At 65.7% G+C, this 20890-nt stretch carries 21 protein-coding genes and 1 tRNA gene; 14 read left to right on the top strand and 8 right to left on the bottom strand.

Annotated elements, in window-relative coordinates; genetic code table 11:
- The first annotated feature begins 66 nt into the window (after positions 1 to 66).
- From groL to ASF09_RS11735, 5 genes are all read left to right on the top strand, one after another.
- Positions 67 to 1710: a chaperonin GroEL gene (groL, locus tag ASF09_RS11715; RefSeq protein WP_056052034.1), complete on the top strand. Its 1644-nt coding sequence runs from the start codon at positions 67 to 69 to the stop codon at positions 1708 to 1710.
- Between the two features lie 340 nt (positions 1711 to 2050).
- Positions 2051 to 2647 carry a sigma factor-like helix-turn-helix DNA-binding protein gene (locus ASF09_RS11720; protein WP_060526397.1) on the top strand — a complete coding sequence of 199 codons (597 nt, stop codon included), beginning with the start codon at positions 2051 to 2053 and terminating at the stop codon, positions 2645 to 2647.
- A gap of 2 nt (positions 2648 to 2649) precedes the next feature.
- Entirely contained in the window at positions 2650 to 3009 is a 360-nt protein-coding gene (locus ASF09_RS11725; protein ID WP_056052029.1) for a hypothetical protein, read from the top strand.
- Positions 3010 to 3043: 34 nt separating this feature from the next.
- Positions 3044 to 3502, top strand: a complete 459-nt coding sequence (locus ASF09_RS11730) for a hypothetical protein (RefSeq protein ID WP_056052025.1) — start codon at positions 3044 to 3046, stop codon at positions 3500 to 3502.
- A 22-nt stretch (positions 3503 to 3524) separates the two neighbouring features.
- Positions 3525 to 3926, top strand: coding sequence for a winged helix DNA-binding protein (locus tag ASF09_RS11735; RefSeq protein ID WP_056052022.1), 402 nt, complete (start codon positions 3525 to 3527; stop codon positions 3924 to 3926).
- A gap of 22 nt (positions 3927 to 3948) precedes the next feature.
- Here the strand turns inward: ASF09_RS11735 and ASF09_RS11740 are convergent.
- Positions 3949 to 4022, bottom strand: a tRNA-Gly gene (locus ASF09_RS11740).
- A gap of 155 nt (positions 4023 to 4177) precedes the next feature.
- Between ASF09_RS11740 and ASF09_RS11745 the strand changes: the two genes are divergently transcribed.
- Positions 4178 to 5452, top strand: coding sequence for a methyltransferase family protein (locus tag ASF09_RS11745; RefSeq protein WP_060526398.1), 1275 nt, complete (start codon positions 4178 to 4180; stop codon positions 5450 to 5452).
- A gap of 111 nt (positions 5453 to 5563) precedes the next feature.
- On the opposite strand, the gene ASF09_RS11750 is transcribed toward ASF09_RS11745, so the two are convergent.
- The 3 genes from ASF09_RS11750 to ASF09_RS20715 all read right to left on the bottom strand — a co-directional run bounded on the left by ASF09_RS11750 (position 5564) and on the right by ASF09_RS20715 (position 8177).
- Positions 5564 to 6952: a glutamate--cysteine ligase gene (locus ASF09_RS11750; RefSeq protein WP_060526399.1), complete on the bottom strand. Its 1389-nt coding sequence runs from the start codon at positions 6950 to 6952 to the stop codon at positions 5564 to 5566.
- An 85-nt stretch (positions 6953 to 7037) separates the two neighbouring features.
- The gene (locus tag ASF09_RS11755; RefSeq protein ID WP_060526400.1) at positions 7038 to 7778 is read right to left on the bottom strand and encodes a 16S rRNA (uracil(1498)-N(3))-methyltransferase; all 741 of its coding nucleotides are present in this window, start codon (positions 7776 to 7778) and stop codon (positions 7038 to 7040) included.
- 237 nt (positions 7779 to 8015) lie between these two features.
- Complete coding sequence (locus tag ASF09_RS20715) at positions 8016 to 8177, bottom strand: hypothetical protein (protein WP_200912564.1); 162 nt, start codon at positions 8175 to 8177, stop codon at positions 8016 to 8018.
- Positions 8178 to 8260: 83 nt separating this feature from the next.
- On the opposite strand from ASF09_RS20715, the gene ubiA reads away from it, so the two are divergent.
- The 4 genes from ubiA to ASF09_RS11775 all read left to right on the top strand — a co-directional run bounded on the left by ubiA (position 8261) and on the right by ASF09_RS11775 (position 12405).
- Entirely contained in the window at positions 8261 to 9202 is a 942-nt protein-coding gene (gene ubiA, locus ASF09_RS11760; protein WP_060526401.1) for a 4-hydroxybenzoate octaprenyltransferase, read from the top strand.
- Positions 9203 to 9211: 9 nt separating this feature from the next.
- The gene (locus ASF09_RS11765; RefSeq protein ID WP_060526402.1) at positions 9212 to 10558 is read left to right on the top strand and encodes a TldD/PmbA family protein; all 1347 of its coding nucleotides are present in this window, start codon (positions 9212 to 9214) and stop codon (positions 10556 to 10558) included.
- Between the two features lie 55 nt (positions 10559 to 10613).
- Positions 10614 to 11378 carry a 3'(2'),5'-bisphosphate nucleotidase CysQ gene (locus ASF09_RS11770; RefSeq protein WP_060526403.1) on the top strand — a complete coding sequence of 255 codons (765 nt, stop codon included), beginning with the start codon at positions 10614 to 10616 and terminating at the stop codon, positions 11376 to 11378.
- Between the two features lie 166 nt (positions 11379 to 11544).
- Positions 11545 to 12405, top strand: a complete 861-nt coding sequence (locus tag ASF09_RS11775; RefSeq protein ID WP_156359334.1) for a hypothetical protein — start codon at positions 11545 to 11547, stop codon at positions 12403 to 12405.
- Between the two features lie 118 nt (positions 12406 to 12523).
- Here ASF09_RS11775 and ASF09_RS19810 read toward each other — a convergent pair whose 3' ends face one another.
- From ASF09_RS19810 to ASF09_RS11785, 3 genes are read right to left on the bottom strand one after another with little or no spacing between them, the layout of a single operon-like run.
- Positions 12524 to 12703 (bottom strand): hypothetical protein, encoded by a 180-nt coding sequence (locus ASF09_RS19810; RefSeq protein WP_082444268.1) that lies wholly within the window; start codon positions 12701 to 12703, stop codon positions 12524 to 12526.
- A 4-nt stretch (positions 12704 to 12707) separates the two neighbouring features.
- The gene (locus ASF09_RS11780) at positions 12708 to 13415 is read right to left on the bottom strand and encodes a hypothetical protein (RefSeq protein ID WP_060526405.1); all 708 of its coding nucleotides are present in this window, start codon (positions 13413 to 13415) and stop codon (positions 12708 to 12710) included.
- 5 nt (positions 13416 to 13420) lie between these two features.
- Positions 13421 to 14632 (bottom strand): toxic anion resistance protein, encoded by a 1212-nt coding sequence (locus ASF09_RS11785; protein WP_060526406.1) that lies wholly within the window; start codon positions 14630 to 14632, stop codon positions 13421 to 13423.
- Positions 14633 to 14784: 152 nt separating this feature from the next.
- Between ASF09_RS11785 and ASF09_RS11790 the strand changes: the two genes are divergently transcribed.
- From ASF09_RS11790 to typA, 3 genes are all read left to right on the top strand, one after another.
- Positions 14785 to 15798 carry a zinc-binding alcohol dehydrogenase family protein gene (locus ASF09_RS11790; protein ID WP_060526407.1) on the top strand — a complete coding sequence of 338 codons (1014 nt, stop codon included), beginning with the start codon at positions 14785 to 14787 and terminating at the stop codon, positions 15796 to 15798.
- A 357-nt stretch (positions 15799 to 16155) separates the two neighbouring features.
- On the top strand, positions 16156 to 17133 hold the full coding sequence (locus ASF09_RS11795; RefSeq protein WP_060526408.1) for a hypothetical protein: 978 nt from the start codon (positions 16156 to 16158) through the stop codon (positions 17131 to 17133).
- Between the two features lie 90 nt (positions 17134 to 17223).
- Complete coding sequence (gene typA, locus ASF09_RS11800; protein ID WP_060526409.1) at positions 17224 to 19068, top strand: translational GTPase TypA; 1845 nt, start codon at positions 17224 to 17226, stop codon at positions 19066 to 19068.
- 475 nt (positions 19069 to 19543) lie between these two features.
- Here typA and ASF09_RS11805 read toward each other — a convergent pair whose 3' ends face one another.
- On the bottom strand, positions 19544 to 20200 hold the full coding sequence (locus ASF09_RS11805) for a L,D-transpeptidase family protein (protein WP_327196579.1): 657 nt from the start codon (positions 20198 to 20200) through the stop codon (positions 19544 to 19546).
- Positions 20201 to 20413: 213 nt separating this feature from the next.
- On the opposite strand from ASF09_RS11805, the gene ASF09_RS11810 reads away from it, so the two are divergent.
- Entirely contained in the window at positions 20414 to 20797 is a 384-nt protein-coding gene (locus tag ASF09_RS11810; RefSeq protein ID WP_056051987.1) for a hypothetical protein, read from the top strand.
- Positions 20798 to 20890 lie beyond the last annotated feature (93 nt).

The following is a 20890-nucleotide window of genomic DNA, read 5'->3' on the forward strand; positions in this document are numbered from 1 at the left end:
GAGCGGTTTTCGACCCCTGCGTAGCGTGAACTTCGTGAACTTCCACTTTTTGAAAGGGCAGCTGACATGGCTTCCAAGGACGTAAAATTCGGTCGTGACGCGCGTGAGCGCATCCTCCGCGGCGTCGACATCCTCGCCGACGCGGTCAAGGTGACCTTGGGGCCCAAGGGCCGCAACGTCGTCATCGACAAAAGCTTCGGCGCACCGCGCATCACCAAGGACGGCGTCACCGTCGCCAAGGAGATCGAGCTCAAGGACAAGTTCGAGAACATGGGTGCGCAGATGCTGCGCGAAGTGGCCTCGAAGACCAACGACATCGCCGGTGACGGCACGACCACCGCGACGGTCCTGGCGCAGGCCATCGTTCGCGAGGGCATGAAGTCGGTCGCAGCGGGCATGAACCCGATGGACCTGAAGCGCGGCATCGATCTCGCCGTCATCAAGGTCGTCGAGGACGTCAAGGCGCGTTCGAAGCCGGTTTCGGGTTCGAAGGAAGTGGCGCAGGTCGGCATCATCTCGGCCAATGGCGACCGTGAAGTCGGCGAGAAGATCGCCGAAGCCATGGAGAAGGTCGGCAAGGAAGGCGTGATCACCGTCGAGGAAGCGAAGGGTCTCGAATTCGAGCTCGACGTCGTCGAGGGCATGCAGTTCGACCGCGGCTATCTGTCGCCGTACTTCATCACCAACCCCGAGAAGATGACCGTCGAGCTTCAGGATCCCTACATCCTGATCCACGAGAAGAAGCTGTCGAACCTGCAGGCGATGCTCCCGATCTTGGAAGCCGTCGTCCAGTCGGGTCGTCCGCTCCTGATCATCGCAGAAGACATCGAGGGTGAGGCTCTGGCTACGCTCGTCGTCAACAAGCTGCGCGGCGGCCTGAAGGTCGCAGCGGTCAAGGCACCGGGCTTCGGCGATCGTCGCAAGGCAATGCTCGAGGACATCGCGATCCTGACCAAGGGCGAGATGATCTCGGAAGACCTCGGCATCAAGCTCGAGACCGTCACGCTCGGCATGCTCGGCACGGCCAAGCGCGTCACGATCGACAAGGACAACACCGTCATCGTCGACGGTGCCGGCGATCACGACACGATCAAGGGCCGCACCGAAGCGATCCGCCAGCAGATCGAGAACACGACCAGCGACTACGACAAGGAGAAGCTCCAGGAGCGTCTCGCCAAGCTTGCCGGTGGCGTTGCCGTGATCAAGGTCGGTGGTTCGTCGGAAGTTGAAGTCAAGGAGCGCAAGGACCGCGTCGACGACGCGCTGCACGCAACCCGCGCAGCCGTCGAAGAAGGCATCGTCCCCGGCGGCGGTACGGCTCTGCTGTACGCAACCAAGGCGCTCGACGGCCTCGAAGGCGCAAACGACGACCAGACGCGCGGTATCGATATCGTCCGCAAGTCGCTGACCGCTCTGGTTCGCCAGATCGCACAGAATGCGGGTCATGACGGTGCGGTGGTTTCGGGCAAGCTGCTCGACGGCAACGACTCGAACATCGGCTTCAACGCCGCGACCGACACGTACGAGAACCTGGTGGAAGCCGGTGTGATCGATCCGACCAAGGTCGTCCGCACCGCGCTGCAGAACGCAGCATCGGTCGCAGGCCTCCTGATCACGACCGAAGCGGCCGTGAGCGAAATGGCCGAAGACAAGCCCGCCATGCCCATGGGCGGCGGCGGCATGGGCGGCATGGGCGGCATGGACTTCTGATCCGAAGGTCCAAGTCGCAGCCATTTTGGCTGTGACTTTGACCGAGGACGGCCGGCGGGCCGGCGGCGCAAGCCACCGATCCCGTCCGACGAAAGCAGCGGCTCCGCCGATGCTAGGTTCCAAGCCACACATATCGACCAAGGCAAAGGGCCGGGGAGCGATCCCCGGCCCTTTGTGCGTCATCGCAAGAACTTGTTGCCGTATCCAAGCATGTACCAAGCAACGGGACCGTTTCGGCCAGATCTAGGCAGATGCGTATACCATTCAGTTTCCCGAAACATCGTTCCGCATCGAACACTCGGCAGGTGCAACCGCGGCGCGATAGCGCTACTACGCGGGCATGACCGGGGGACGCATCGATCAACTGACCGAAGCTCAGCGCGCCTGCTTGCGCCTTGTATTGACGCATCACAATTCGAAGGAGATCGCGGCGATCTTCGGCGTCTCGCCATCGGCGATCGACAAGCGGATCGAGCGCGCGATCCAGATTCTCGGCGTCGGCACGCGGTTCGAGGCGGCGCGTCGGCTGCAGGAGCATGAGGGCGCGGACGGCAATGTCGTCACGCAGGAGCGCCCTGCGCCTGATGCGGCAGACCCGACCGATACACCCATTCTGACATACGAACGGCTCCCATCCGAACCAATCGACGTTCCCATCCCCCCATCCGCACCCCCAAAGGTCGACCAGATCGAGCCATGGGGGCTCGTTCGCCGCTTCATGGGATTGTCCCAGCAGAGCGGGCCGATCGGCGCAGCGCGAAACCGGGTTTCGAGAGGCGACAGGATCGTCAGACTGATCGGAGTCATGGGCCTGATCGCCATCACCTCGATGGCGCTCGTGAACATGGCGATGACGCTGACCAGCCTGTTGCGGGCGAACCGCGACCACGCTGCTCCGATACATGGCCCGTCAACGGCGGCGCCACGGGGGAGATAACGATGTTGAAAGAACGCCGCACCGCGACCGACGCGGTCACACAGCAATTCCTGAAGGCGGAAGCCGCGGTCGACGAGGCAGCCATGCTCGCCGCGTCGTGCGTCGCAACGCTGTTGCAACAGCGCGTCGCCGCCAACCTGCCCGTCGGCACGGGCGTCGCCGCCCTGCAGATGATCTCGCAGGCGTCGCTCGACATCATCAACGCCCGCCAGCGGTTCGTCGAAGCGCATCAGGCGCTCGTCCAGGTGCGGACGGATATCGGGCTGGGCCAGTTCTACGGCTACGGCGATACCGCCCAATGCCCGCCCAACGAAGGCGCACTACGCGCAGAGACGCCGCTGCGTTTGGCAGCGGTGGCCTGATTGGCCGATTTCGGTCCTGCTTCGGAGGCTAAAGTTGGATCGGGTCTGGATCTTCTATTCGATACAGCTGGCGGCTTCGGCCTACGCGATCCTTCGGGGTGGCGCACCGGAGCGGCTTACGGGTCTGGCGCTGCTGCTGGCGGCAGTGTCGACCGGTATCGTCGAGCGCAACGTTCCTTCGCTGTTTTCGGGGCTGGAACTAGGCGTCATGATCGTCGACCTGATGCTGCTTGCGGTGATGATCGGGATCACGCTGAGCGCCGATCGTTTCTGGCCGGCCTGGGTTACCGCGCTGCATGCGCTGGGCACCGGGGCGCATCTGGCCAGAGCGATCAGCCCCGACGTGATCCGGCTCGTCTACGCGCTGCTCTCCGCAGCCTGGAGTTACCCCATCGTTCTGCTTCTCGTGATCGGGACAGCCAGGCACTCGCGACGAATCCGGGCAAGGGGCTGGGATCTCGATTGGAGCCGCCAGGATCCGACGATGCGTTGAAGCGTAATCGGACACAGCGCTCATGACCTACGCATCTTCCATCGTTTCGGGCATCGCCCTGAAACACAGTCCACTGCCTATCCTGCATGACCCGGCCCTGGTCGAGGTCGCGCGGCGTCTCTACGCCATGAGAAAGATTCGCGACGACCTGCTCGGCACCAGCCTGTTCTCCGAACCGGCATGGGATATCCTGCTCGACCTGTTCATCTCCGACGACGACGGCCTTCGGCTCAGTGTCTCGGCAGTGTGCATCGGCGCGCGCGCACCCTCGGCGACGGCGCTGCGCTATCTGACGATGCTGCAGGATTCGGGGCTCGTGGAGCGAACGCGCGACGAACGCGACGGCCGTCGCTCGCATGTCCAGCTTACGACGCTCGGGCGCCGGCGGATGACGGGACTGCTTGCGCGCATGGTCGACGTATAAGCGTGCCGACACGAGGGAATGCTGGAGCGGATGACGGGAATCGAACCCGTGTATTCAGCTTGGAAGGCTGCTGTACTACCATTGTACTACACCCGCTCGGCACGCCGTAGCGAAGCCTCGAACTAGCGTCGCCGCGCGATCGGCGCAAGCACCCACATGGCAGCCTCCTGGCAGTTACGCCGCGAGGCCTCGCTCGCCAAGGGCCAGATGGTTCACGCGTTGCTTACCATTCCGCGCTACGGACGATGGCGATGGATCATGATGATGCGCTTTCCGCTCGACCCCAGCCCGATCCACGCCCGCGCTCCGCGGTCAGCGGCGGCGCAGGACTCTGCGGCCTGATCGGCATCTTCGTCTGGCTTGGGATCGCGCGCTGGTACGGATTGGATGGTCCCTATTCGGCGTTGGTCAACGTCGTTGCATGCGCGCTGCCGATGGTCGTCTGGTCGCTGCTGGTCGACAAGGTCCACCGCAACGCGAGCACGGGGATCGACTGGTCCGCGCCCAGACCCTTGCGCACGACGCTCGACACGAGCCTGACCAAGCTCGCGGGACTGTGGGCGACATGGGCCGCGATCGCGGTCATCTACGGGACCGTGCGATCATACTGGCAGGGCAATTTCGCGTTCGCGATGTGGTGTTTCACGAACGCCGCGCCGATCCTGTTCGTCGTATCGATCCCCTATGTGCTCTGGATCGACCGCCATCTGATCGAACCGCGCGACGGCGCCTGGCACCTCGGCGGCTGGATGACCGGGCAGGCGGGTGTCGACCCCGAAGCGATCTACGGCCATCTCCGCGCTTGGGGGGTGAAGACGTTCTTCCTCGCCTTCATGCTGGCGATCGTCCCGCCGGGGTTCGCCAGCTTTGTGCGCGGCGACCTGCAGTCGGTGCTGCACGATCCCGTCGCGCTGGCGAACTGGCTGATCACCTTCATGTTCCTGATCGACGTGGCGTTCGCGACGGTCGGCTATATCCTGACGTGCCGCCCGCTCGATTCGCACATCCGCAGTGCCAACCCGTTCGCCGCGGCGTGGATGGCAGCGCTGATGTGCTACCCGCCGTTCATCCTGATGAACGACGGCGGTCCGTTCGATTATCACCCGGGCACGTCGGATTGGGCGTACTGGTTCCAGGGGCATCCGGTGCTGCTCGCGTTGATCGGCGCGGTGCTGGTCGCGCTGACCGCGATCTATGCCTGGGCGACGATGGCGTTCGGCTTCCGCTTCTCCAACCTGACCAACCGCGGAATCCTGACGCACGGACCCTATGCGGTATCGCGGCATCCGGCGTATCTGTCGAAGAACCTGTTCTGGTGGATCTCGACGATCCCGATCCTGACCACCGGGAGCATCGTCGATGCGGCGAGGGCGACGCTGTTGCTGGCCGCGGTCGGCGGTGTGTATTTCTGGCGGGCGAAGACCGAGGAACGGCATCTGAAGCTCGACCCGGACTATCGCGCCTATTTCGACTGGATGACGCGCAACGGCCTGGTGCCGCGGCTGTTCGCGAGGTTGCGCGGCTGATTCCCCTACCGTTCACGGGGGGGGGTAGGGGAGGGGCTGACCTCGCCATCGGCTGACACGTCCGCGGGCAAGCCCTCCCCCCGACCCCTCCCGCGAACGGGAGGGGAGCAGCTAGAAGCTCGATTCGTCGTACACCTTCGAAACGTCACCGCCCCAGACGCCGTGATACTTCTCCAGCAGCACTTCGGCGGGCACCTTGCCGCTCCGCACGATCTCTTGCAGCGGATCGAGAAAGCCGGTCTCGTTGTCGCCCGCGCGATTGAACCGCGCCCGGGCCGACAACCCGGCGCCTGCGATGTCCAGCACCTGTCGAGCGATATCGCGCAGCTTCCCGCCACCCGCGATCGGCGCGTTCAGCCCGAGCTTCGGCACCGCATCGCGCAGAGCCTGGCGCTCGTCGATCGTCCAGTCCTTGACCAGATCCCACGCCGCATCGAGCGCACCCTGATCGTACAGCAACCCGACCCAAAGGGCGGGCAGCGCACAGATCCGGTTCCACGGGCCACCATCCGCACCGCGCATCTCGAGGAACGTCTTCAACCGCACCTCGGGGAATGCGGTCGACAGGTGGTCGGTCCAGTCGTCGAGCGTCGGCTTCTCGCCCCGCAGCACCGACAATTCGCCCTTCAGGAAGTCGCGGAACGAGAGGCCAGCGGCGTCGATATACTTGCCCTCGCGGTAGACGAAGTACATCGGCACATCGAGCGCATACTCGGCGTAGCGCTCGTAGCCGAAGCCATCCTCGAACACGAACGGCAGCATGCCGGTGCGGTGCGGATCGGTGTCGGACCAGATATGGCTGCGATACGACAGCATGCCGTTGGGCTTGCCTTCGGTGAACGGCGAGTTCGCGAACAGCGCCGTCGCGAGTGGCTGAAGCGCGAGCCCGACGCGGAATTTCTGCACCATGTCCGCCTCGGACGCGTAGTCCAGGTTCACCTGGATCGTGCAGGTCCGCAGCATCATGTCGAGGCCCATGCTGCCGACGCGCGGCATGTGCCGCAGCATGATCGCATAGCGCCCCTTGGGCATCGTCGGCAGTTCGGCACGCGTCTTGTCCGGCCACATGCCGAGCCCGAGGAAGCCGATGCCGAGCTTCTCGCCCGCCGCCTTCACCTGTTCCAGATGACGCCCGGTCTCCGCGCAGGTCTCGTGCAGCGAATCGAGCGGAGCGCCCGACAGTTCGAACTGGCCTGCGGGCTCAAGGCTGATGCTGCCGTCGGGCCCCGACATGGCGATGGCGTTTTCAGTACCGTCGGGGCCGCGCTCCATGACCGGCTTCCAGCCATATTGCTCCAGCTCGCCGAGCAACGCGCGGATGCCGCTCGGCTCGCCATAGGACGGGGCGTGGTGATCGCCGTTCGCATAGACGAACTTCTCGTGCTCGGTGCCGATCCGCCATGCGTCCTTCGGCTTCTCGCCGCCCGCGAAGCTGGCGATCAACTGGTCGCGCGACTCGATCGTCGGGCTGGTCTTTTTCGGAGCGGGAATCGTCGTCATCGCCGCGCCTTACGCGCCGATGAACGAGGGTGCTAGAGGGTATCCGGACCAATCGGTAGCAATGTCTTCGTGGCGGTCGGGACGCCTACCAGTCGCCCGCCGCTGCCATCCACAACGCAACGGCCGCGCCCGCCGCGGTTTCCGCGCGGAGGACACGCGGCCCCAGCCCGATCCCGACCGCATTCGGATGCGCGCGGATCGCCTCGCGCTCGTCCGCATCGAAACCGCCCTCGGGCCCAATCAGGATCGCCGCCGGTCCCGGTCGCGCCCGCATCGCTTCCAACGCCGGCACGCCGCCGGTCTCGTCGGCAAAGAACAGCGCGCGATCTTCGGGCCAGTCGCGCAGCAATGCAGCCAGCTTCACCGGCTCGGCCACCTCGGGCAGCGCGGTGCGCCCGCATTGCTCCGCTGCCTCGATCATCTGCGTGCGCAGGCGTTCGGTATTGGGCTTGTCGACGATCGTCCGCCGCGTGACCACCGGGACCAGCCGCGCGACGCCCAGCTCGCACGCCTTCTCCGCCATCCAGTCGACCCGGCCCTTCTTGAGCGGCGCGGCGCACAGCCACAGATCGGGCACGTCCTCGCGCGGCCGCAGCAATTCGGTGACGTCGAGCACCAAGTCGCGCTTGCCCACACTCGACGCCACCCCGACCCACTCTCCGGTCCGATCGTCGAACAGCTTCACCGGATCGCCGATCTTCATCCGCATTACTCCGACGAGATAATGCGCCGCCGGCCCATCGACGTGAAGCGGACCGGATGCGAGCGGCGTATCGACGAAGAGGCGCGGCGTGGATTGCGGCGGCCAGGCTGGGGTTGCAGGCATGAGAACGACTGTAGCAAATCCTCCCCGGCACGGGGAGGGGGACCAGCGCAGCTGGTGGAGGGGGGCTTCCGCACGCGGTACACTCGCGTTTCATCACTCCGCCCGGGCATTCGCGCAGTGCACTTTCACCGCCAGCAATACGCACGCGGCGATCCCCCTCCACCCTTCGCTTAAGGCGAACGGTCCCCCTCCCCGTGCTGGGGAGGATTTGAGGACGCGCCTTTGGGGAAGAGGCGTTCAGCGTCTCCGCCGCGCCCACATTTTTCGTGCGACCACGTACGCCAGGACCAAGACCACCACACCAAGAATCAACACCCCCGCGACTGCCCCGGCGACCCGGAAGATCCCCCAGAACAGCGCTTCGACGAAGCGGCCGACCGCGACCGAAAGGCCGATCATGCGAGAGGGTCCGAACGCGCCACTCCTTAGACCCTAGCCGGTGAAGGCTTGCGCGCCAAACCCCGTCTTCCTACGCCTCCGCAATGCAGACCGAGCCGAGCCACGCGGAAATCGTCCCCGACAGCGAGCATAAGGGCTTGGTCGGCCGCCTCCCGCCTACCCTCCGCGGCTTGGCCCTCCTCGCCCGCTTCGATCGCCCGATCGGCTGGTGGCTGCTGTTCTGGCCCGGTGCCTGGGGCGTCGCACTCGCCGGTGGCGCGGTTGAGCGCTGGGACATGATCCTGTGGCTCCTCCTCGGCAGCATCGCGATGCGCGGCGCGGGGTGCGTGTTCAACGACATCATCGACCGCGACCTCGACGCGCAGGTCTCCCGCACCCGCGCCCGCCCCATCCCGAGCGGGCTCGTGTCGATCACGCTTGCATGGGTCTGGCTCGTCGCGCTCTGCCTGATCGGGTTCGTCGTCCTCCTGCAACTCACCTTCTTCGCCGCGATCGTCGCGCTCGCGAGCCTCGCCCCCGTCGCCGCCTATCCCTTCATGAAGCGCATCACCTGGTGGCCGCAGGCGTGGCTCGGCATCGTCTTCTCCTGGGCGCTGCTGGTCGGCTGGAGCGACATCGCCGGCGCGCTCGATACGCCGATGTGGCTGCTCTACGCCGGCTCGATCGCGTGGGTGATCGGCTACGACACGATCTACGCGCTGCAGGACCGCGAGGACGACGCGATGATCGGCGTCCGCTCGTCCGCGCTCCGCATGGGCGCGCATGTGAAGGCCGGCGTCGGCATCTTCTACGTCGCCGCCGTCGCTTTATGGGCCGCAGCGTTCTGGCAAGTCCGCCCCGACCCGCTCGCGATCGCCGCGCTCGTCCCCGTCGCGCTCCACCTCGCATGGCAGGTCGTCACGCTCAAACCCGATACGCACGAGGGCGCCGGCACCGCCGCGCTCGCTCGGTTCCGCGCGAACCGTTTCGCCGGACTGCTCATGTTCCTCGCCTGCGTGGTTGTCGGCACGAGCCTGCATCCCTAACTCGCTGATATGCTGACCCCAGACCAAGCCCGCGACCGCGCCCACGACATCGTCCAGCGCGCGACGGCGGCGGGCGCCGACGCCGCCGACGCGGTCTTCGCCGCCGACGCAGCGCTCGACGTGTCGATCCGCCTCGGCAAGCTCGAGGATATCGGCCGCTCCGAAAGCGAGGATCTCGGCCTGCGCGTGTTCGTCGGCCAGCGTTCCGCGAGCGTCTCCACCTCCGACCTCTCGACCGCCGCGATGGACGCGCTGGTCGAACGCGCGGTCGCGATGGCGCGCGAGGCACCCGAGGACCCGTGGGCAGGTCTGGCCCCCGCCGACCGCCTCCTCCACGGCATCATACCCATGCTCGGCCTCGACGATGGCGGCGAAGCCAGCCCCGAGCAACTCCGCGATGCCGCACTCGAAGCCGAAGACGCCGCCCGCGCCGTCCCCGGCGTCTCGAACAGCGAAGGCGGCGGCGCCAGCGCCTCGCGCAGTGTCTGGGCTTTGGCCACCAGCCACGGATTCGCCGGCGCCTATGCCGCGACCGGCTACGGCGTCTCGGCTAGCGTCCTTGCGGGTGAAGGCGGCGGCATGCAGCGCGACTACGCGCACAGCAGCGCCCGCCTCCGCGCGCACCTCGAATCGCCCGAAGCGATCGGCCGCCGCGCCGGCGAACAGGCGGTCGCGCGGCTCAACCCCGGCCGCCTCGTGAGTGGCGCCACCACGATCGTCTACGATCGTCGCGTCGGCGGATCGCTGGTCGGCCACATGCTCGGCGCAATCTCCGGCCAGGCGATCACGCGAAAGACCAGCTTCCTGCTCGACTCGCTCGGCAGCCAGGTGTTCGCGCATGGCATCACGATCCGCGACGATCCGCACCGCCCACACGGCCTGCGCTCGCGCCCGTTCGACGGCGAAGGCCTGCCCGTCTCGCCGAGCGACATCATCGAGGAGGGCATGCTCGAACGCTGGCTGCTCGACTCCGCCTCGGCGCGCCAACTTGGCCTCGAACCGACCGGCCATGCCGCGCGCGGCGTTGGCGGCGGGCCGGGCGTGTCGACCAGCAATGTGTTCATGGAGCCGGGCCATGTGCCGCTCGAAACGTTGATCGCCGATATCGAATCGGGCGTCTACGTCACCGAACTGATGGGCGGCGGCGCAAACGGCGTGACCGGCGATTACAGCCGTGGCGCGGCGGGTTTCCGGATCGAGAACGGCCAGATCACCACGCCGGTCGCCGAGTTCACGATCGCGGGCAACGTCAAGGACATGTTCCTCGCGATGACCCCCGCCAACGACCTCGAGTTCCGCTACGGCGTCAACGTGCCGACCCTCCGCGTGGAGGGCATGACGGTGGCGAGTGGCTGAGCGGTTCCCCAGTTCTGGGCGATACCCGGAGCGGTCGTCGGCATGGCTGCGCGCAATGGCGGATGCGGTAGCCGAGATCGCCGCGGAGGCGGGCGCGATGGCGCTCGACCGCTTCGACACCGATTTCCAGCGCTGGGAAAAGACCCCCGGCAGCCCGGTTTGCGAACTCGACATCGCGATCGACCGGATGCTCAAGGCGCGGCTGTCGACGTTGCTCCCCGAGGCCGGCTGGCTGTCCGAGGAAACCGCCGACAACGCCGACCGCCTCGCCCACGACCTGCTCTGGGTGGTCGACCCGATCGACGGTACGCGTGACTATATCCGCGCTAGGCCCGGCTGGTGCGTCTCGGTCGCCTTGGTCGACCGTGGCCGCCCGGTAATCGGTATTCTAGAAGCAACGTCGCGCGACGAACGCTGGCATGCGGTGGCCGGGCAGGGCGCCACCCGCAACGGCGTACCGCTAAAGACCGGCGACCGCACTGATTTTCCCGGCAGCCGCACGCCCGTTGATGCCCTCCCCAAAGCCGACCGCGACCTCGTCATGGTCCACAAACCCAATTCGATCGCCCTACGCATAGCGATGGTCGCCGCCGACGAAGCCGACCTCGTCGCCACGCTCCGCTGGGGCAACGAATGGGACATCGCCGCCGCGGTCCTCGTTGCGAGCGAAGCCGGTGCGACGGTCAGCGATGCGCTGGGCGCTCCGCTCGTCTTCAACAAACCACGCCCGCAGGCGTTCGGCGTATTGACGAGCGTGGCGGGCATCCACGCCGCAGCCGTAGAACGGCTTGCCGATCGCGCTCGCGTACAGTTGCAGTAGAGACTGCTCGGCCCCCGGGCTGGCTGACCAACAAGGTTCGAAATCGGCCCAATGTCGTTACCGCGAGGGAACGGCCGGTTGACGCCACGTCGATGTATGCGTCTTATCTTGTGTTGTGGTCCTCTGATAACCGGAGCGGCGGCGGAGAGAAGATATGTCCTTGTCCGTGTCGATCGCGATTCTGCTCCAGGCGATAGCGCCTCAAGCTGCGACCGAACCGGCTCCGGTCAAGCCGGACATCGTCGTCGAGGCGCGCAATGAGGCGGTCATCCGCGATTTCGTCAAGCGTCTGGCGGATCCCATGCCGACCCACCAGTTGCCGCGGTGGGATCGGCAAATCTGTACGGGGGTCATCGGCCTCGATGCCGCGCAGGCGCAGATGATGAATGACCGGATCGCGCAGGTCGCCAATTCGGTCCATCTTCGAAGTGGCAAGCCAGGGTGCTCGCCGACGATCCTGATCGTGGTGTCGCCGCAGGCGGACGCGGTCGCCAAAAGGGTGGCCGACAAATATCCGATCACCCTGCGCAGGGAGGGATCGGCGCGTCTCGACCGTTTCCGTCAGCCAAAGCAGCCGGTCCGGTGGATCGGCACGACATACGAGGGTGCGGCGACAAATGCGTCGTCGGCGTTGAATGGATATTTCAAGGATGGGGCGATGCCATCCGCTGCTTCATCGGGTTTTACAGGCAGCGCGACACGGATCAACGAGATCACGCGCGGTATCGTGTCGTCCATGCTGGTGATTGTCGATCCTGCGCAGATAGGATCGGTCAAGCTGGATGCCCTGTCCGACTATGTGGCAATGGTGGCGCTCGCCCGACCGGCGCTCGGACGTCCCGCGCCGACGACATCGATCCTGTCGCTGTTCGCAGATGCGACCGTCGCGCCGACGAGTATCACGCGTTTCGATCAGGACTATCTAAGCGGTCTATACACCACATCGCCCAATCATGACGCGTTGTGGCAGGCTTCGAGTATCGCGAGGAGCATGAAAACGACGAAAAAACAGGATGAACCGAAATAGCCTGCGCTGATGAGGCGATTATCTTGCTGCGCATTCGCCCCTGCACGCGAACTTCAAGAATCAGCCTAATGTTGCAGGCTCGGTCTGCCCGACCACGCGGTTTCCTCTTCGATCGAAATTATGTCGGCGTCCCGGATACGCGCTTGCCCTTCGTCCTGCTGGTCAGGTGGAAGTGCAGGCACCGGTCGCAGCGATAGACCCGGAGTGGCACGCGTCCGGCCTTCGCCACCACGAGCGCATCGGCTTCTAAGGCGAAGCGTGCCTTTCGGCGGCAGACGCTGAGCCGAGTGCGCTTCACCGCCTCACTCCTTGTACTTCATCTCCAGGAAGCGACCGCGGGTCGATAGATTGTCGAGGTCGCTTTGCGCGAAGCGGGCGGTCATCTCGCCGATTTCCTGTTCAATCAGCTTCAGCCCGTCGACCAGCTCGGCGTCGGGTGAGCGACCGTTGCGCGGGGTGGTGCGGAGCGACGCTGGCACCTTCTCGTAATCCTTGACGAAGGCGGGGAGTTGCTCGCCGATCAGTTTCCGCACGTCGACCGCTTCCTGCGTGTTCGCGTCGAGCGTTGCCAATTGCGGGGTCAGCGTTTCGAGGCGCAGGCCGATCCGATCGACCAGCGTCATCGCCGGTGCGGGGAGGGCGGGGCGTTGCGCCTCCAGCCAGCGTTCGGTCTGTGCGGGGAGCGCGCGGATGTCGACTGCGGCGAGACGCTCGGGGGTCGGCGCGCGCTCCGCCGGCCAGATCGCGAACAAGACGGTAGCGGCGACCAGCAGCGCCATCACCAGCATCGCGCCGCCGATCCCGAGCGGGACGATCCAGCCGATCACCATCGCCGCAATCAGGATCGACACGTCGGCGACCGCGATCCGGGTCAGCCGCTTGCCGATCGCCTGCGTCTGCCGTGCTCGTCCCCGGGACGGCGAGCGTGCGATGACGGCGCCCGTCCGGTCGTCGGAAATGCGCGACCAGGAGGCGCGGGCGCTGGCGATGGCGTCGTCGACTTCGCTCACGAGGGTTACATCGCCTCCAGCTTGAACGGGCTGGCGGAAGGTCCGCCGAGTTGGCCCTGCGTCGCCCCTTCAGCCCGCGCGATATAGCCACGCGATTTATCGACCTCGTTCGACAGCGCGCCGACCGTGACCTTCATCGAATCGAGCGCCTTCAGCTTGAACACGTCGATCGCGTCCATCGTATCGTAGATATTCTGGAACGCGCGTTGCAGCGTCTCCAGCGGGATCGTCGCCGACGCCGCCTGTTCGTGGATCTGCGCGGTCTGCGATTTGAGCAGCTTGCCGGTCGAATCGATGATGTTCGCGGTGGTCGTGTTGAGCGCGGTGATCTGCTCCAGCACCAGCTTCTGGTTGGTCAGCGCCTGCGCGACCGTCACCGCGGTGCGCAGCGCCGAGACGGTCGTGGTCGAGGCGCGATCGACGCCCTTCACCAGCTCGACATTGTTCTTCTTGACCAGATCGAGCGCGAGATAGCCCTGCACGGTCACCGCCATCTGCGTCAGCAGGTCCTGCGTGCGCTGGCGCGTGTAGAACAGCGCCGTCTCGCGGATCGCCTTCGCCTTGGCCGGATCGGTATGGTCGAGATCGTTGGCGACGTCCTCCAGCTTGGCGTCCATTGTCTTGGACAGATGGATCATCTGCTCGAGCCGACCCATCGCCGCCCACAGGTTCGCGCGCTCGGTATCGATCGCGGCATTGTCCATCAGCAGTTCGTCCTTGCCCGAGCCGAGGCTCTTCAGGATCTGCGCGATGTGCGTCTGCGACGACTTATAGCCATCGAAATAATTGCGCATCTTGCCACCGAACGGGATGATCCCGAACAGCTTCTGCGGCGTGGTGAGGTTGCCCTTCTTGCCGGGATCGAGATCCTCGACGACGCGGCGCAGCTCGGCGAGATCCTTGCCAACGCCGGTCTCCTGATCCATCGCCTTGACCGGGCGATCGAGGAAGCGGTTCGACTGGCCGGCGGCGTCGCGGATTTCCTTCGCGCCCATCGCGGTGATCGCGTCGACGCGCTTGCCGAATTCGGGCGAGTTGACGTCCTGCGCGACGAGATCGGTGACGAAGCCCGACACGCGCTCCTCCAGCTGCGATTTCACGCCGGCATCGACGGGGACCAGCCCGGACGCCTTCGCGGCCGCGACCGTGGGCACCGGATCGGGCGGGGTCAGCACCAGGCCCGGCTCTTCCGTCAGCGTGTTCGGGGTCGTCGCCATGCTTGTCTCTCCGTTCGGTGGGGCATCGTGGCTGCAACCCGCCCCGCGTTCAAGTGGCGTATATAGATAATACACCCAGGCTTGCCAACAGCTCTCCTTGAAACCGGGCGGCCGCGTGGACAGCTTGGTCGCGACATCACAGGAGTTCCAGCATGCGCGCCATCGGCTATACCAAGTCGCTCCCGATCGACGATCCGCAGTCGCTCGTCGACCTCGATCTCCCCAAGCCCGAGGCTATTGGCCGCGACCTGCTGGTCGAAGTGAAGGCGGTGTCGGTCAACCCGGTCGACACCAAGATCCGCCAGCGTCGCGAAGATCCGCACGGCAAGCCTCAGGTGCTGGGCTGGGACGCATCGGGCGTCGTCGTCGCGGTCGGCCCGGACGTGACCGGGTTCAAGGTCGGCGATGAAGTCTTCTACGCGGGCGCGATCGACCGACCCGGTACCAATTCCGAATATCATCTCGTCGACGAACGTATCGTCGGCCACAAGCCGGCATCGCTTGACTGGGCGCAGGCGGCGGCGCTGCCGCTGACGTCGGTCACCGCGTGGGAGACGCTGTTCGACCGGCTCGACGTGCGCAAGCCCGTTCCCGGCGCGGCGAACGCGATCCTGATCATCGGCGGGGCAGGCGGGGTCGGCTCGATCACGATCCAGCTCGCGCGGCAGCTCACCGACCTGACCGTGATCGCCACCGCGTCGCGGGACGAGACCCGCGGGTGGGTCGAGGAGCTCGGCGCGCATCACGTGATCGACCACCGCAAGCCGCTCGCCGCCCAGGTCGATGCGCTCGGGCTCGGCGCGCCGGGGTTCGTGTTCTCGACGACGCATACCGACGAGCACATCGCCGAGATCGGCGAGGTGCTGGCGCCGCAGGGCCGGCTGGCGCTGATCGACGATCCGAAGACGCTCGACATCGTGCCGCTGAAGCAGAAGTCGATCTCGGTGCACTGGGAACTGATGTACACGCGCTCGCTGTTCCAGACCGCGGACATGGGCGAGCAGGGGGTGTTGCTCGATGAGGTCGCGCGGCTGGTGGACGCGGGGACGATCCGGACGACGCTGGCGGAGAATTTCGGGCGGATCGACGCGGGGAATTTGCGTAAGGCGCACGAGCGGATCGAGAGCCATACGGCCAAGGGGAAGATCGTGCTGGAGGGGTTCTGAGCCTTCCGACTTTCCAGTGCGTTCCGTTAACCTAGGCCACCACCCCGGCGAAGGCCGGGGCCCAATTGGGGGACGTTGCTGACGGATGGCGGTGCTCCATTATTAGCACCTTTCCAATTGGGCCCCGGCCTCCGCCGGGGTGGGTAGAATAGAAGGTGAAGCGTTGCAGGTCGCCGCCACCTAACGATCCTCCCCCGCAAGGGGGAGGTGGCAGGCGTAGCCTGACGGAGGGGGCGGCAATCGACCACGCCGGTTTCGTGTCCTCCCCCTCCGTCCCCTTCGGCGACACCTCCCCCTGGCGGGGGAGGATCGCAATATCCGCTCTGGCGCCCTGGCAAACACGCGATACTCTGCACCATGCTCCGCCCGCTGATCCTCGCGCTCGCCCTCCTCCCCGCGGCGGCCACGAATCGTCCCCCACCAGCCGACCCGCTCACCTCGACGATCCACACCGAAGACGCCGACCGCTTCGCCGCGCTGTTCGCCAAGACCAAAGGCAAACCCACTGCCGCGCAACTCAAGCGCGACTATCTCGACAAGGGCAGTTTCGGCATCGGTGTCTTCACCCCCGGCCGGATCGTCGACGCGGACAATCTCGCGCGCGCCATCGCCGCCAACCCGACCCGCTATGCGCAGGCGATCAAGACCTGCCTCCCCGCCGCCAAGACCGCGACCGCCGACCTCCGTGCGATCTATCTCGGCCTCCACGGCGCACTCCCCGACGTGAAACTCCCGCAGGTCTATATAGTCTTCGGCGCGAACACCTCCGGCGGCACCGCCAAGCCGGGCGCGCAGGTACTCGGCCTCGAAGTGCTGTGCCGCATGTCGCCGACGCCCGAAAAACTCCGCCAGACGCTCCGCCATTTCTTCGCGCACGAGACGGTGCATTCCTTCCAGCAGGACGCCGGCATGACGCTCGCCCGCGACCCGCTGCTCACCGCGATCCTCGTCGAGGGCGCCGCAGACTTCATCGCGCAACTCGTCACCGGCGAGGAGCCCGACGCCGCCCGCGCCGCCTGGGCCACCCCGCGAGAAGGGGAACTCTGGCGCCAGATGCAGGCCGACATCGCTCTTACCCGCAAGCTCACTGACAAGGACGACCCGGAAGAAGGCTCGCCCGAAGCCAAGGCGTACGCCCGCTGGATCGGCAATTACTCCACGCCGCCCGCCGGCTGGCCGCCCGAACTCGGCTATTGGCTGGGGCTGCGGATCTGGCAGCGTTACTATGCCACCGCGCCCGACAAACGCGCCGCGCTGAGGGCAATGCTAGCGGTCCGCGATCCCCGTGCTATTCTCGCCGCCGGAACATACAAGCGCCGCGGAGGTTCCCTCTAAAGGCGACGAAATGCCGCTGCGTCTTCCCGCGGCGCAACAATTACGCTATGGCGCGCGCCAACCCCGTTCCTCGATCAAGAGAATACATTCATGAGCCTCCGCAACGTGGCGATCATTGCGCACGTCGATCACGGCAAGACGACGCTGGTCGACCAGCTCTTCCGCCAGTCCGGCACCTTCCGCGACAACCAGCGCGTCGAAGAGCGCGCAATGGATTCGAACGACCTCGAAAAAGAGCGTGGCATCACCATTCTCGCCAAGCCGACCTCGGTCGACTGGACCCCTCCCGGCGAGTCCGAGAGCATCCGCATCAACATCGTCGACACGCCTGGCCACGCCGATTTCGGCGGCGAAGTCGAGCGCATCCTGTCGATGGTCGACGGCGTCGTCCTGCTGGTCGATTCGTCGGAAGGCGCGATGCCGCAGACCAAGTTCGTCACCGGCAAGGCGCTCGCGCTCGGCCTGAAGCCGATCGTCGTCGTCAACAAGGTCGATCGCAACGACGCGCGCATCCAGGAAGTGCTCGACGAAGTGTTCGACCTGTTCGTGTCGCTCGACGCGAACGACGATCAGCTCGACTTCCCCGTGCTCTACGCATCGGGTCGCAACGGCTATGCCTCGACCGACATGGACGCGCGCGAAGGCACGCTGATCCCGATGTTCGAGACGATCGTGAAGCACGTGCCGCCGCCCGCCGTGGAAGTTGCCGGCGTGCCGTTTACCTTCCTCGTCACGCTGCTCGATCGCGATCCATTCCTCGGCCGCGTCCTCACGGGTCGCGTCAATTCGGGTACCGTGAAGACCAACCAGGCGATCCACGCACTCGATAACGACGGCAAGATCATCGAGACCGGTCGCGCGTCCAAGATCATGTCGTTCCGTGGCCTCGAGCGCGTTCCCGTCGACGAAGCCAAGGCTGGCGACATCATCTCGCTGGCAGGGCTTTCGGTTGCCACGGTTGCCGACACGATCGCCGACATCACGGTGACCGAGCCGCTGCACGCGCAGCCGATCGATCCCCCCACGCTGTCGATGCGTTTTGCCGTGAACGATTCGCCGATGGCGGGTCGCGAGGGCAGCAAGGTGACGAGCCGCATGATCCGCGAGCGCCTGTTCCGCGAAGCCGAGTCGAACGTCGCCGTGAAGGTGACCGAGGCGGCCGACAAGGACAGCTTCGAAGTCGCCGGCCGCGGCGAGCTTCAGCTGGGCGTGCTGATCGAGACGATGCGCCGCGAAGGTTTCGAGCTGGGCATCTCGCGTCCGCGCGTGCTGTTCGGCGAGGACGAGAACGGCAAGAAGACCGAGCCGTACGAGACCGTCATCATCGACGTCGACGAGGAGCATTCGGGCACCGTCGTCGAGAAGATGAACACGCGTAAGGCCGAGCTGACCGACATGCGTCCGTCGACCGGCGGCAAGACCCGCATCACCTTCTCGGCGCCGTCGCGCGGGATGATCGGCTATCACGGCGAGTTCCTGTCCGACACGCGCGGCACGGGGATCATGAACCGGCTGTACGAGAAGTATGGTCCGCACAAGGGTCCGATCGAAGGCCGCAAGAACGGCGTGCTGATCTCGAACGGCTCGGGCGAGGCGAACAACTACGCACTGGGTCCGCTCGAAGAGCGCGGCATCCTGTTCGTGGGCCACGGCGAGGCTCTCTATGAGGGCATGATCGTCGGCGAGAACGCCAAGCCGGACGACCTCGAGGTCAACCCGATGAAGACCAAGGCGCTGACCAACTTCCGCGCCTCGGGCGGCAAGGACGACCAGGTCCGCCTGTCCCCGCCGAAGCGCGCGACGCTGGAGCAGGCGATCGCGTACATCGACGACGACGAGATGGTCGAAGTCACGCCGAAGTCGATCCGCCTGCGCAAGCGCTTCCTGGATGCCAACGAGCGCAAGCGCGCTAGCCGGGCTAAGCAAAGCGCCTGAGGCCAGCGAGGCGAAGCCGGCTGAGCCCTCAGGCGCTCGGCCGGCCTCGCTCAAGCGAGGTCCGACGACACGGCTTTGCCGGGTCGCGCTGGGTAAGAGATGAAGAAGGGCCGGGGGGAAACCTCTGGCCCTTTTTCGTTTGCTTGGCCCGATTCGATCACCCAGCCACACGCCGTCATTCCCGCGGAGGCGGGAACCCATACTGGCTAGCCTAGCGGGTAATTTGCGGACGTCTGAGTATATGGATCCTCGCCTTCGCGGGGATGACGGACGTTGGTGGTGGGGGGGGGGGTAGGGCGCCACGAAGCAGCAGTCGACGCGGTAGCGATCATGCTCGCTACCGTCATCCTGACGAAAGTCAGGACCCAGAGCCACGAAGGTCGCCAGCCGTTACTCTGGATCCTGACTTTCGTCAGGATGACGAAGGGGACAATCCGCGGCATCACCCCGCACCACGACCCAAAACCGCCCACCCTCAGGCAGCAGTAATCCGCCCACCCCGCGTCAACATCTCGCCACTCGTAACGATCACCCGATCCCCCAGCCTAACCTGCTCGAAAATCAGCTTGGCAAACGCGGTCGGCACCCCAACGCACCCATGCGTAGCGTACTTCCCATCCATCAGCGCACTGCCGTGAATCGAAACCCCATCATTGGTCAGCCGCATCATGTACGGCATCGGCGCCCCGTACAGGTTCGACACATGATGCGCGTCCTTCTGCGTGATCTTGAACACGCCGAGCGGGGTAGGCTTCTCGTCGGCGCCGTAAATCACCGCCGCCGTCCCGATCTCGTACCCGCTACGAAAGATCGACAAGGTCTGCGCCACCAGGTCGATTGTGATCACGATCGGCCCCTCCGGCACGCCCTCCGTATCCCAATAATACGCCCCATGCCGCAAAGGCTCCGGCACGTTCAGCACCCGCTTCACGACATACGCATCGGCCGGGTCCTCGGCAGCGACCGCAACGGGCTTCGGCGCCGCCTTCGCAACCGGCACAGCGACCTGAGCCACCCGCGCCGGCGCTTCGACCGCCCGCACCTTCACCGGCGACCCAGACAAAGCCAGCCCGCCGATCAGCACCGCACTCCCGCCGAGCACGGCAAAGGCGATCGCTCGCGTCGTCATCATCCTGCGCATCGCCGCACCCTATCCGATATTCGTGAACAATGCCCGGCCTGCCGCGCCGGCAATGTCCCCGCCCGGGACTGCTCCAGCTATACCGTGGGTTAACAAGCCGTTCCGAACCAGTTCAGACCGAATCGCCTAAATCCTGAAACACGGTCGGACACTTATGCGTTTGTCCCAAGCGGACCGGGCGTAACTAGTAACGGAGTTCGGAAGATGAACGGGTTTTTCAAGAAGGCAGGTTTGGGCGTCGCTTTGGCGGCTACGGCACTCACTGCCGCCGCGCCGGCCGATGCGCAGCGCTGGGGTGGGTATGGCCGTGGTTACGGCGGCGGCTGGGGTGGTTATCACCATCGTGGCGGCGGGAATGTCGCGGGCGCAGCGGTGCTCGGCGGTATCCTAGGCCTCGGCGTCGGTGCAGCGATCGCCAGCAGCAACCGGCCGCGCTATTACGACCGCGGCTATTACGACGCGCCCCCGCCGCCCCCGCGGGTCTATTACGAGGCACCGGTGGCGACCTATTATGCGCCGCGGTGCTGGAACGAATGGCGGGTCGACCCCTATTACGGCGACCGGGTTTCGGTGCGGGTCTGCAACTGATCCGGTCACGAGATCGACAGGCGGCGTCGGGAGCAATCCCGGCGCCGCTTTTTCGTCAGGTGCCTTTTTTGTGGCGCGCGCCCGGTGCTTGCC

The sequence above is a fragment of the Sphingomonas sp. Leaf242 genome, assembly GCF_001422045.1.
Taxonomy (GTDB): Bacteria; Pseudomonadota; Alphaproteobacteria; order Sphingomonadales; family Sphingomonadaceae; genus Sphingomonas.